A 12,722-nucleotide genomic window follows, 5' to 3' on the forward strand; every position below is an offset into this window, starting at 1 on the left:
CGCCGACATGTACGCGCGCTCGCCTGACTCTTTCCGGAACCATCGCAGCCTGCTTCGCCGCCGCAATGCTGATTGCGACGCCCGCACCGTCGCAAGCCGCCGACGTCCCGACCTTCGCCGTCGATGCGTCCTGGCCAAAACCACTGCCGAACAACTGGATCCTCGGCCAGGTCGGCGGCATCGCCGTCGATGCGCAGGGCCACATCTGGGTGATCCATCGCCCGCGCTCGCTCACCGACGATGAGAAGGGTGCTGCGCTGAATCCGCCTCGCTCCAAATGCTGCGTGTCGGCGCCGCCGGTGCTCGAGTTCGACGCCGACGGCAATCTGCTGCGCTCCTGGGGCGGGCCCGGCGAAGGCTACGAATGGGTCGGCCGCGAGCATGGCATCGAAGTGGATGAGAAAGGTTTCGTGTGGGTCGGCGGCAATGCCGACAACGACAACGCGATCCTGAAATTCACCCTCGACGGCAAGTTCGTGATGCAGATCGGCAAGATCGCGCCGAGCAAGGGCTCTGGCGACACCACGCAGCTCGGCAAGCCCGCCGAGACCGCGGTCGACAAGGACGCCAACGAAATCTTCGTCGCCGACGGCTACGGCAATCGTCGCATCATCGTGTTCGACGCCACGTCAGGCGCCTACAAGCGGCACTGGGGCGCCTATGGCAAACCGCCGAGCGATGAGAAGCAACCGCCCTACGATCCCAAGGGACCGCCGCCGCAGCAATTTGCCAATCCCGTCCATTGCGTAAAGCTTTCCAATGACGGGCTGGTCTATGTCTGCGACCGCATCAACAACCGCATCCAGGTGTTCAGGAAAGATGGAACCTTCGTTAAGGAATGGTTTTACGAAAAGAACACACTCGGCAACGGCGCAGTGTGGGATATCGCAATCTGGCCCGACCCGAAGCAGACTTATTTGCTGAGCGCCGACGGTGAGAACAACGAAATCCGGGTGCTGAAACGCGACGACGGGTCCGTGGTCGGCAGTTTTGGGCGCAGCGGGCGCAATGCCGGACAGTTCCACTGGATTCACGCCATGGCGGTGGATGCCAGGGGCAACGTCTATACGGCCGAGGTCGACACCGGCAAGCGGATCCAGAAGTTCAAGCTGACCTCGGACGCGCTACGATAGGCGGATTGCCCGGCTCCACGAGAAGGACTATCGCAAAGCCGCTGGCAGGTTCCGAAAAGAGAGCCGGCGAACAACCATTTCTGGAGGAATACCATGACGACTAGAATTGCGCGGCGCTTCGCCGCCTCCGTGGCGCTTGCCGCACTCGGCCTCGCGACGCCAGCACTGGCCCAAGACAAAACCATGGACAAGACCGTCAAGATCGGCGTGCTGAACGACATGTCGAGCCTCTATGCCGATATCGGCGGCCCCAACTCGGTGGTTGCGGTCAAGATGGCGGTCGAGGATTCGGGCCTCACCCAGAAAGGCTGGAAGATCGACGTCGTCAGCGGCGATCACCAGAACAAGCCCGACATCGGCACCAACATCGCCCGGCAATGGCTCGATACCGAAAAGGTCGATGCGATCGCCGATACGCCGAATTCCGGCGTCGCGCTCGCGGTCAGCAATCTCGTCAAGGAAAAGAACGCGGTGTTGCTGAACTCGGGTGCGGCAACCGCCGATCTCACCGGCAAGGCCTGCACGCCGAACACGATCTCGTTCACCTATGACACCTACATGCTGGCGACCGGCACCGGCAAGGCGCTGACCAAGGCGGGCGGCGATAGCTGGTTCTTCCTGACCGCCGACTATGCCTTCGGTCACGCGCTCGAGCGCGATACATCGGCGGTTGTGACCGCCAACGGAGGCAAAGTGCTCGGCGGCGTGAAGCATCCGCTGAACACGTCCGACTTCTCGTCCTTCCTGCTGCAGGCGCAGGCTTCCAAGGCCAAGGTCGTCGGACTTGCCAATGCCGGCGGTGACACCACCAATGCGATCAAGCAGGCCGCCGAATTCGGCATCGTCGCGGCCGGCCAGAAGCTCGCCGCGCTGCTGCTGTTCATCAACGACGTGCACTCGCTGGGTTTGAAGACCGCGCAGGGCCTGACGTTCACGGAATCCTTCTACTGGGACCTCAACGACCAGACACGCGCCTGGTCGAAGCGGTTCTCCGCGCTCACCAGCAAGAACGCGATGCCGTCGATGACCCAGGCCGGCAACTACGCCATGGTGCTGCATTATCTCAAGGCGATGGAAGCGCTCGGCGGCAATCCCCATGACGGCGCCAAGGTCGTCGCCAAGATGAAGGAATTGCCGACCGACGATCCGCTGTTCGGCAAGGGCCCGCTGCGCGCCGACGGCCGCCGCATCATCCCGGCCTATCTGTTCGAAGTGAAGAAGCCGGACGAGTCGAAGGGACCGTGGGACTATTACAAGCAGATCGCCACGATCTCGGCGGAAGACGCCGCCAAGCCGCTCGAAGCCAGCGAGTGTCCGCTGGTGAAGAAGTAAATCAAGCAGAAGGCGGGTAAGGCCACTCGCGCCATGTGCCCGCCTTCCTCTAGAGCGTGATGACTCTTCTTCGAATCGTCATCCCGCTCTATCTCTTTGATTTGAGCATGATCTTCTCGGAAAACCGGTACCCACTTTTCCGGATCATGCTCTAGATCAGGGATGAGCCCGCCGATTGGCGCTTCTCACCAAGCATAGCGCACCACGCCCTTTCCGGCGTAGCTTGAGGTGACATTCGAGAACTCACCCTCGAAGGTCGCGGCGAGCGAGAAACCGTTCAGCCATTTCGCTTCGGCCGTTGCTGAAGCGAGCGCAGCGTCTCGCGCCGGCGAAGCACCGCCCACGACGAAGGATGTGCCCGGCAAGGTCTGAAAGGTGGCAGCGATGCTGCGATCGATATTGTAGTCGTGTGCCCAGCCGAAGCGGCTGCGCAGGGTCAGGATCGCCCCCGGCAATGCGAACGATCGGTCGGTGCGGAATCCCAATTCGGAGCGCGTCGAGGTAACGCTTTTGGCCGCATAGGCCAACGCAAAGGTGTTGGCACCGACAATGGCCCGTTCGGCATAGCCCGGCAGTTCGAAGGTTGCGAATTGCGCGGCGGCATAGGGTGTAATGCCGATACCGATCCACGGGCTGATGAAACGATAACCGCCCTCGAGACGCCCCGCCCACGCATTGGCGTTGAACTGCGCGCGCAACTGGTCACTGCCCGCAATCGTGACCGTTCGGTTCGTCGTGACATCCTGCCAGCCATAGGCCAGAGCGCTGGAAAAATACGCGGCGCCGGCCGTATGACGAACGTAGGCGCCGGCCTGAAACAGGTCGGAGCGTCCCGAACCAAGACCGTTGGCGACGACGAAGTTGGTGCCGCCGCCGGCCAGGGCGAACCCCAGTTGTGTGAATGGCGAGACCCGGTAATCGGCGCCGACGGCCGTGCCGGCTATGCGGCTGGTGGCCGTATTCGATCCCTGTACCGCATTGCCGTCGGTGGTCTGCGAGCCCCCATAGCCCGCGCCCCACACGCTCCAGCGTTGGCCGAAACTGACAGGCCCAGGCGCCTTGGTGATCATGGCGTAGGCGTCGCGCTCGGCAATGGGCCGACGGCGACCGCTGGCATAGCTATCGGCCGCTCCCTCTTCCTGGAATGAAGCGGCCGCCGGCGCGGGCCCGTCGCGTCCCGCGGTAAACGGATTGGCCAGCAAATTGACGAAGAGATTCATCGCGTCGAACGTCGTCTGCTGCGAACCCGTCGCCAACTCGCCCGACACCTGCGTCAGGTTTGCCGGGACTTTGCCGACGAAGATGCCGCCGAATGACGCCGGCACGCTACCAAAGGAATTGAATGCCTTGTCGAGCGCGGTGGCAACGGCTCGCTGGTTGATGTTGAGGCCGGTAATCTCCCCAAGGCCCGAGCCTAGAACAAGCTGCACCGTGCCGCCCGAATAAGTCAGCGAACCGGAGACGCCCGTTGGCGTCGCGACGGAATCAAAGCGCGAACCGTTCAGCGTCGCCGCGGTGAGGATGGTATAGGGCGAATTGAACCGCAGGGTGCCGTTGACGAGCGCAACCTGAACGGTCCCGGCCAACGTCGCCGCCCCCGTCACATTGGTGAGGTCGGAAGCCGCCGACGACACCTCCACCAGGTAGGTCGAAGCCGCCGTGAAGACGAGGCTCCCCTGTACGGCGATAGTCCCGATCGAGTTGCCCGGCGACAGAATGCCTCCGTTGATGACAGTGTTGCTGACGATGCCGTTGCCGCCCAGCGTGCCGCCGGCATTGACAACGAGATTGCTGGCCGACGCGATATTGCCATTTACGATCAGCGCGCCGCCATTGACATTGACATCACCCGCGAAGGAGCCCGTACCGCTTAGCGTCCAGACCGAATCGCCAACTTTATTGAACGCACTGAAACCCTGGTACTGAGCGGCGGCGCCCAGGGCGCTGATATCGAAAGTCGCGGCACCGCTGCCGCCAAGCTGGAACGTATCACTGCCCCCGCCGAGCACGTTGCCCGATATCACCGATCCCGGCGCGAGCGTGAGAATGTTGCCGCCGCCGGAAAATTGGATGGCAGCCGTTCCGCCGCTGATCGTTCCCGCATTGAAGACGGTCGACCCGCCGGTGCCCGCATAGATGCCGTTGCCCGCGAGGCCGGAAATGGAGCCGTAGTTGGTGACTGAGACAGACCCGAGGCTGGCGCGGACGCCGGTGTCGCCGCCGCTGATCTGCGCGCCGGCATTGTTGGTCACCACCGCACTCGTCTCGGCGCGAATGGCGTAGCCAAGGCCGCCGACGCTTATGTTTCCGGAATTGACGACGGTTGCGACGCCATTGCTGGCATAGATCCCGTTGTTGATCAGGCTCGTGATCTGCGCGCCAACGCCGTTGGTGACATTGATGTCGGTAAGGGCATAGATGGCGATATTGTTCAGGCCGGTAATGGTTCCCTGGTTGGTAACGTGGGCAAAGCCCAAATTGGCAACCATGCCGCCGGTGATGCTTCCACTGGCGCCGTTCGCTATTGTCAGATTGGCATTCGCAGAGGCAGCAAAGCCGGTGGGGCTCGAGATAGTGCCGAAATTCGCTACCGAAATCGATCCGCTGGTGGTGTAGATCGCAGCCGTTGCGCCGGTAATCGTCCCGGCGGCGGCGTTGGCGACTTCCATATTGCCGGTCGCCTCCAGGCCATAGCTGGCAGTACCGGTAATCGCGCCGGCATTCGTGATATTCAGCAATTGGTTTGCCTGGACACCGCTTATCCCGCCGGAAATCAGGCCGCCCGCATTGTTGGAGACGATGCCCGTGCCGTAGGCAATGAAACCGTAAGAGGTGCCGATGATATTGCCGGCATTGGTGACATTCCCGACAGCGGAAAAGCCGGAATTAACGCCGAGATCGCCGGTGATGGTGCCACCCGCATTGTTCGTAACCGTGGCATTGACGAAGGCAAATACGCCAATGTTTGCGTTGCCCGTGATCGTGCCGGAGTTGAGGACAGTCACACTGCCATTGTTCGAGCCGACGCCGGATACGGTAGTACCGGTGATGGTGGCGCCGGTGTTGTTGGTGACGGTGACGTCACCTTGAGAGAAAACACCGTTCGTGGCGCCGGTGATACTTCCCGAATTGCTGACCGTCGCGCTTCCGATATTGATTCCGCTATTCGCACTTCCCGTGACAGAGGCACCGCTATCGACATTGATGACAATGCCGGTCTGGTTGCCCGTTCCGTAACCGTTGGTCCCGTTCTGATCGGTCGTCACGACTGAGCATGTAATGGTCGTGCCCGGCGGAGGATTGGGGCTATTGTCGGCCGCCGGCGAACAGACCGCGGATGCCCCGCTCGTCAGCGCGAGCGTGGCGCAACCAGCGATTGCAACAACGGCGGCGGCTTGCCAAAACGGCAATCGCGGCCGGGGGAAACACCATGTCCGAACCGGCACGCGCGTCATTTGAATGGCTTGCTTCCGAGACGTCGGCGGCCCCGGCTTTCAATAGAAAAAAATGAATCAACTGATTTACTTTATATACGGGAACCGCACTGCCGAAAGTTCCCGTGCAGTCCCACATGGCCAAAGATCGAGAATCGGGAATCGCTGTTGCAAACTGGCCACAGTAGCAACCGCCCTATTCGCGGTAATCAGTCTGGCGAGCGGACCGCGGCCAGCGTGCGCCACGCAATCACCAACCCCAGCCCCAATAACGCCGCCGCCAGCAGGAACGGCGCGCCCGGCATTTTCACCGGCGCCTGGTCGCTGATGAAATAAGCAAAGGTCAGCGTGAACAGGAACGGTCCCACCATCTGGGCGATGCTGTTGACGCTGTTGGTCGCGCCCTGCAATTGGCCCTGCTGATCCGGCGCAACAAGCTGTGTCGTCAATGCCTGGATCGCCGCCCCCGCCACGCCCCACAGCGCCATCACGGGAATGCCGATCCAGAACAGCGGCCCGGTCGGGGCCGCGCCATAGATGAAAAATCCGAGTGCCCCGCAAGCCAGCCCGAGCAATAGGGCGCGGCGTTCGCCGAGACGGCTAACGATCGGGCCGACGCCCGCGCCCTGCACCACCATGGCGCAGACGCCGACCAAGGCCAGCGTGAGCCCTACCGTCGTCGTATCCCAGCCATAGCGGTAGGTCGCATAGAGCACGAAGGTGGACGGCAGCACCACATGCGCGACTTGCCCGAAGAAATTCGCCAGCGACAGGCCCGCGAGAATCCGGTTCGAGCGCAGCAGATGCAGCGCGCCGAGCGGGCTGGCGCTTTTCCAATGGAATGGTGCGCGGCGTTCCAGCGGCAGCGACTCGGGGAGGATCAGCCAGCCGTAGAGCGTATTCGCAAAGCTCAAGCCTGCCGCGATCCAGAACGGCAGACGCGGATCCATGCCACCGAGCAGGCCGCCAATGGCGGGGCCGAGAATGAAGCCGGCGCCGAAGGCCGCGCCGATCTTGCCGAACACCGCGGCTCGCCGTTCCGGCGGCGTCACGTCGGCGATATAGGCAAAGGCGGTCGAGATGCTCGCCGACGTAATGCCTGAGATCACGCGGCCGATGAACAGCCAAGCCAGCGTTGGCGCCAGCGCCATCAAGACATAGTCCAGCGCCAGCCCGAAATTCGATAGCAGCACCACCGGTCGCCGGCCGAGGCGGTCCGAGAGCGCGCCGAGGATCGGCGAGAACAGGAACTGCATCAGCGCCCAGGCGGTGCCGAACAGGCCGAAGATCCGGGCCGCCGTCGCCGTGTCGTTGTCGACAAAACTTTCCACGAGTTTTGGCAGGATCGGCAGGATCAGGCCGAGCGCCAACATGTCGAGCAGGATGGTGACGAAGATAAAGGCCGCCGCGCCGCTGCGCACCGGCGGCTTGTCGTCGGCAACAGCGGTGGACGCGTGTTCGCTCATGACGGCCGCTTGCGCTTGTGGGCGAACGGATTGGCCTTTTCGCGCAGCGTGATCCGTATCGGCGTGCCCGGCAGGTCGAAGGCCTCGCGCAGGCTGTTGGTGAGATAGCGCAAATAGGATTGGGGCACCGCATCCGCCCGCGAGCAAAACAAGATAAAACTCGGCGGCCGCGCTTTGGCCTGGGTAATATAGTTCAGCTTGAGCCGGCGGCCCGACACCGCGGGCGGCGGGTTGGCGTCGACCGCCTGCTCGAACCAGCGATTGAGCGCAGCCGTGGGTACGCGCTTGTTCCACACCGCATAGGCGTCCTGGATCGCGGTCATCAGGCGATCGATGCCCTCGCCCATCAGGCCGGACACGGCGACGATGGGGGCGCCCTTGACCTGCGGCAGCCAGTGGTCGGCATCGCTGCGCAGCGCCGAAATCAGATGGGTCTTGCGCTCCATCAGATCCCATTTGTTGACCGCAAGCACGATCGCCCGCCCCTCGCGCTCGATCAGATCGGCGATGCGCAGGTCCTGTTCCTCGAACCGGTTCTGCGCGTCCATCATCATCACGACGACTTCGGCAAAGCGCACCGCGCGCAGCGCGTCCGCCACCGACAGTTTTTCCAATTTCTCCTCGATCCGCGAGCGCCGCCTAAGACCTGCGGTGTCGAACACGCGAAACTCGCGGCCCTGCCAGGTAATCTCGACCGAGATGGAATCGCGGGTGGTGCCGGCCTCGGCGCTGGTCAGCAGCCGCTCCTCGCCGAGCAGATGATTGATCAGCGTGGACTTTCCGGCATTGGGGCGGCCGACGATAGCGACGCGGATCGGACGCTGCGCGAGTTCCTCATCCGATACGATGATATCGTCGTCGTCGAACTCTTCACCCTCCTCGGCCGGCTCCGGCATCAGCGCGGCGAGCGCGTCGTAGAGATCGCTCAGGCCCTCGCCATGCTCGGCTGAAATCTGGATGGGATCGCCGAGGCCCAGCGCGTAGGATTCCATCGCGCCGACTTCGCCGTGCCTGCCCTCGCTCTTGTTGGCGACCAGCACCACCGGCTTGTTGGCGCGGCGCGCGAAATCGGCAAAGGCGCGATCGTTCGGCGTCAGCCCTGCGCGCGCGTCGATCACGAACATCAGCGCATCGGCCAGTTCGATCGCGGTTTCCGTCTGCTCCTGCATCCGTGCCGTGAGCGAGCCCTTGGCGCCCTCGTCGAGGCCGGCGGTGTCGATCACGGTGAATTCGAGATCGCCGAGACGTGCATTGCCCTCGCGGCGGTCGCGCGTAACGCCGGGCTCGTCATCCACCAGCGCGAGCTTCTGCCCAACCAGCCGGTTGAACAGCGTCGATTTGCCGACATTGGGTCGGCCGATGATGGCAATCGTAAAGGACATAAATGATCCAAACGCCCTTTTTTGAAGGGCGTGTCAATCGAACGAAAAGAAAGAATCAACGCGTGAACGTACCGCTCGGCATCGGCGCCGGGAACGCGGATTGTTGCGGGGACTGTGCAGGCGCCGCCGATTGATCGGGCGGCGGCGCGGTGGTCCGCTTGCGCGTGATCTTGGCCGGCTTGGGCGCCGGCGGCGCGGCGGCGGTGCTGCCTTCCTCCTCGGGTGCGGCGTCGGGATCCGCAGCCGCAGGGGCGGCAGCCTGTTTGCCCTTGGATTTCGCGCCGCGCTTCGATTTCGGTTCTTCTGCCGGCGGAGGAGCTGTCGCGGCCTGCGCGTTCGGGTCGTCGACCTGCTGACGGGAGCCCTTGTAGAGATCCTTCGGCACGCCCTGTTCAAGGCCCGGCACGCCTTCGGGGAACACCGGCTTGCGGTCACCCGGCAGCTTCTTCTTGGTATCGAGGAAGTCGAGCAGATCGGACGGGTCGAAATTGCCCGTGCTGCCACAGCCGGCCAGCGCGCCCGAAAGCGCGATGAGGACGGCGGTTGCGATCAAACGTTGCGGGCGGCGCATACTGGGTTTCCCAATCAACTCGGTTTGTACGCGTCAGCTCTTGGCGACTGGCGGAAGCAAGGCCTGCAGCGCTTCGGCACGCGAGCGCAGGCTCGGCGGCGTTTCGCCGTCATTGGCGATCAGATCCAGCCATTGCCGCGTCGCCGCAGCGTCGTTGGCGCGCCATGCCGACAGCGCCAGCAATTCGCGCGCGGTATGGCGGAAGGTGGCGCCGGCCGCAGCAGCGGCCTCGAGGCGCTCTTTCATGTTGGGATAGCTCGTGCTTTCCAGCAGCAACTGGGCGGCGCGAATCCGCGCCAGATCCTGCTCGGCAACGCCGACGCTGCGATCGGCGGTGATCTCATCGAACAGCTTTGCCGCGGCCTGCGGATCGCGGGTGGCGACTTCCGCCGCCATGCGCAACCGCGCCAATACGCGATAGCCGAACGGCGCCTTCGCCGCGAGATCGGCGAAGGCCGCTTCGGCCTCGGTGTGCTTGTTGGCTTCCGAAAGCTCCACGGCCTTGTCGAATGCAGCCCCCGCCTCGACCGCCTTCTTGGCCTCCAGATACTGGTAGCCACGCCAGCCGCCCACGGCGGCGATGATCAAAATCATGCCGGCAATGATATAAAGCGAGTATCGGTCCCACAGCTTTTTGAGCTGATCGCGACGGACCTCCTCGTCTACTTCATCAAATAATTCAGACACTTAAAGGTATCCCATCCCCGAGGAACCGCGCCTTGGGCGGCAGCATCGTGCGCCCGATCCCCGCATCGCCGCGACGTAGCCTATCGATATGGCGGTGGCAAGGCAAAGTGAGGTGGATCAAAGCGTTAACAACGCCCCCGCCGGCCCGCGAAATCGCCTCACAGCGTTGACATCGCGGTTCAAAGTTTGGCGTAATCCCGCCCGCTTCCATTTCGAATCTTATCCCAATTTCCTGGGTGTTTCATGCCTCGCCATGCGCTGGTTTCGATGCTTGCCATGGGGCTGGCAATGGGACTGGCATCCCTGCCCGCGGCCTCACTGGCCGACGATATCAGGCCGAAGACGCCCGAGACGGCATTCTCCGGCAAACTCCGCCCCGACATTTTGGGTATCTCGACCGAATCGAACGCCGAATCCGCACGCGGCGTCTTTGATTCCCTGTTCAAGGGCCGTACCGACACCAAGACCGACATCCAGCAGCAGAAATTCGGCGGCACCAGCTATGTCGCTGCGCTGAATTTCAGTCTCCCCGCCGGTTCGAAACAGAACGGCGAGATGCTCTCGACCAGCTTCTCCTCGCCTGCGAGCGCCAACCGCGCCTATTTCGTGGCGCGCAATCTGACCTTCGCCCAGGACCAGCAACCGTCAAAGGCCGACATGATCAAGGAAGTCATGGGTAAATACGGCGTGCCTACCATCGTCGGCGATCAGCATCTGTATTACATCTACCGCAAGGGCTCGATCATGTCCGTCGGCGGCAAGTACAAGGAAGCGACCGCGCTGGAAGCGATCGACAAGCCGCTTGATCCGAGGGCCGCCGTCAAGCTCAACGGCGACACCGTCCGCGGCAGTTGCGTGGCGGTCGTCAAGCGCGCGCAGACCAAGGCCAAGGAACCGAGCGCCATGCTGGCCGAGGCCAAGGGCGCGAATTGCGATGGCGTGTTGAGCGTGCAGCTCGTCCCGGGCACGCCGGCCGACCGCGTCGGCATCGCGCAATTCACCCTGCTGGACGTCAAGCAGTTCGTCAGCGCCGCCGCGATCGACAGTGCGGCGCTTGCCGCCGGGCCGAGCGAAGGCTCGATGCCCAAGGGCAGCGCTCCGAAGCTGTAGCGGCCGGCCGCGCTAGGCTTGCACAGTCTCGCGCAATTGCCGCTTCATCACCTTGCCGTTGGCATTGCGCGGCAACGGGTCCGCTCGCACATCCATGGTTTCCGGCACCTTGTAATCAGACAGCCGCTCGGCGCACCAGGCGCGCAGCACCTCGGCCCCGACTGTGTTGCGAGTCACGACGACCGCATGCACGCGCTCGCCCAGCACCGGGCACGGCTTGGCGATGATCGCGCTCTCGACCACGTCAGGGTGACCGGCGAGCACCGACTCCACCTCGGCCGAATAGATCTTCAATCCGCCACGGTTGATCATGTCTTTCTGGCGATCGAATACGCGAACGAAGTTCTCTTCGTCGATCGAGCCGAGGTCGCCGGAATGCCAGAAGCCGGCGGTAAAACTTTCGGCCGTGGCCTTCGGATTATTCCAGTAGCCCTTGATGACCGAGCCACCATGAATCCAGATTTCGCCGATCTCGCCGCGCGGCAGCTCATGGCCTTCGGCATCCATGACGACGATCTGGGCGCCCGGACAGGGCAGACCGACGCTGTCGATGTGGCTGGCGGTCAGTTCGCCCGGCATCATGGTTGACGGCGACGTGGTCTCGGTCGCGCCGTAGCAATTCATCAGCTTCAGGCCGGGAATCTTGGCATCGAGTTTCTCGATCGTGGCAATCGGCATCGGCGCGCCGCCAAAGCCGCCGATCCGCCAGCTCGACAGGTCGTAGCTGTCGAAATCCGGCTGCAGCAGGCAGAGATTGTACATCGCCGGCACCATCACGGTGTAGGTGACACGCTCGCGCGCCGCCATCTTCAGATATTCAGCAGCCTTGAACTCCGCCATGATGATCAGCGCGCCGGCGCAGCGGACCATGGTCATGATGTTGGCGACGACGCCGGTGACATGGCCGAGCGGCACCGCGGCGATCGATCGATCGGCGGCCGTCAGCTTCAGGCACGATACGAACACCATCGCCGAATGAATGATGTTGCAATGGGCGAGCATCGCGCCCTTGGGCTTGCCCGTGGTGCCCGATGTGTAGAGGATCATCGCGGTATCTTCTTCGCCGACCTGGACCGGCGCTGCGAGCTCCGCGTTATCGGCCAACTCCGAAAAGCGTGAAAGCCGCGGATCATCATCGACCGCGATCCGGTGCGTCACGTCGGGAATGTCGCCCGCATCGGGCACACGGTCAGCCAGCGCCGCCTCGTGGATCAGAAGCCGCGCGCCGCAATCGGTGAGCACGTAGGCGATCTCGGGCTTTTGCTGACGGGTCGAAAGCAGCACCGTCACCAGCCCGGCATGGGCCGCGGCCAGCATCGTCAGCACGAATTCGATCCGGTTGCCGAGCAGCACCGCGACGCGGTCGCCGCGCTTGAGGCCGAACTTCCCGAAACCTGCCGCGATTTGCGCAGACTGCTGCGCGACTTCGCGCCATGTCATTCGCGTGGCGCCGCAGACCAGCGCTTCTCCATCGGGATTTATAGCAACCGCATCGGCTACCATCGCCGGGATGCTTTTGGGCCGTTCGCAAAAAGCCGGAATGATACGATCGCCGAAGCGCGGTTCTAGCCGCATCGCCGGAATGGAATGCTGCGACCAGTCCATGG

Annotated in this window: 9 protein-coding genes; 3 read left to right on the top strand and 6 right to left on the bottom strand. The window is 63.2% G+C overall.

Going from position 1 to position 12,722, the window contains the following annotated elements:
• Nucleotides 1-65: 65 nt before the first annotated feature.
• Nucleotides 66-1,133: an NHL repeat-containing protein gene (locus C7G61_RS20045; RefSeq protein ID WP_244608393.1), complete on the top strand. Its 1,068-nt coding sequence runs from the start codon at nucleotides 66-68 to the stop codon at nucleotides 1,131-1,133.
• A gap of 93 nt (nucleotides 1,134-1,226) precedes the next feature.
• The gene (locus C7G61_RS20050) at nucleotides 1,227-2,465 is read left to right on the top strand and encodes an ABC transporter substrate-binding protein (RefSeq protein WP_108517487.1); all 1,239 of its coding nucleotides are present in this window, start codon (nucleotides 1,227-1,229) and stop codon (nucleotides 2,463-2,465) included.
• Nucleotides 2,466-2,650: 185 nt separating this feature from the next.
• Here the strand turns inward: C7G61_RS20050 and C7G61_RS20055 are convergent, their stop codons facing one another.
• From C7G61_RS20055 to C7G61_RS20080, 5 genes are all read right to left on the bottom strand, one after another.
• A complete protein-coding gene (locus C7G61_RS20055; RefSeq protein WP_244608384.1) occupies nucleotides 2,651-5,731 on the bottom strand; it encodes an autotransporter outer membrane beta-barrel domain-containing protein in 3,081 nt (1,026 codons plus the stop codon).
• Nucleotides 5,732-6,108: 377 nt separating this feature from the next.
• Nucleotides 6,109-7,365: a TCR/Tet family MFS transporter gene (locus C7G61_RS20065; RefSeq protein WP_108517489.1), complete on the bottom strand. Its 1,257-nt coding sequence runs from the start codon at nucleotides 7,363-7,365 to the stop codon at nucleotides 6,109-6,111.
• Nucleotides 7,362-8,747 (bottom strand): ribosome biogenesis GTPase Der, encoded by a 1,386-nt coding sequence (gene der / locus C7G61_RS20070; protein WP_108517491.1) that lies wholly within the window; start codon nucleotides 8,745-8,747, stop codon nucleotides 7,362-7,364. Before der ends, C7G61_RS20065 begins: the two co-directional genes overlap by 4 nt.
• A gap of 55 nt (nucleotides 8,748-8,802) precedes the next feature.
• Nucleotides 8,803-9,318 carry a hypothetical protein gene (locus C7G61_RS20075; protein WP_108517493.1) on the bottom strand — a complete coding sequence of 172 codons (516 nt, stop codon included), beginning with the start codon at nucleotides 9,316-9,318 and terminating at the stop codon, nucleotides 8,803-8,805.
• Between the two features lie 33 nt (nucleotides 9,319-9,351).
• Nucleotides 9,352-10,005 (bottom strand): tetratricopeptide repeat protein, encoded by a 654-nt coding sequence (locus C7G61_RS20080; RefSeq protein ID WP_108517495.1) that lies wholly within the window; start codon nucleotides 10,003-10,005, stop codon nucleotides 9,352-9,354.
• 243 nt (nucleotides 10,006-10,248) lie between these two features.
• Here C7G61_RS20080 and C7G61_RS20085 point away from each other — a divergent pair, with 243 nt between their 5' ends.
• On the top strand, nucleotides 10,249-11,115 hold the full coding sequence (locus tag C7G61_RS20085; protein WP_108517498.1) for a hypothetical protein: 867 nt from the start codon (nucleotides 10,249-10,251) through the stop codon (nucleotides 11,113-11,115).
• Nucleotides 11,116-11,127: 12 nt separating this feature from the next.
• Here the strand turns inward: C7G61_RS20085 and C7G61_RS20090 are convergent, their stop codons facing one another.
• The gene (locus tag C7G61_RS20090) at nucleotides 11,128-12,720 is read right to left on the bottom strand and encodes a class I adenylate-forming enzyme family protein (protein ID WP_108517500.1); all 1,593 of its coding nucleotides are present in this window, start codon (nucleotides 12,718-12,720) and stop codon (nucleotides 11,128-11,130) included.
• Between the last annotated feature and the right edge of the window lie 2 nt (nucleotides 12,721-12,722).

The sequence above is a fragment of the Bradyrhizobium algeriense genome, from assembly GCF_003062295.1.
In the GTDB taxonomy this organism is placed as follows: Bacteria; Pseudomonadota; Alphaproteobacteria; order Rhizobiales; family Xanthobacteraceae; genus Bradyrhizobium; species Bradyrhizobium algeriense.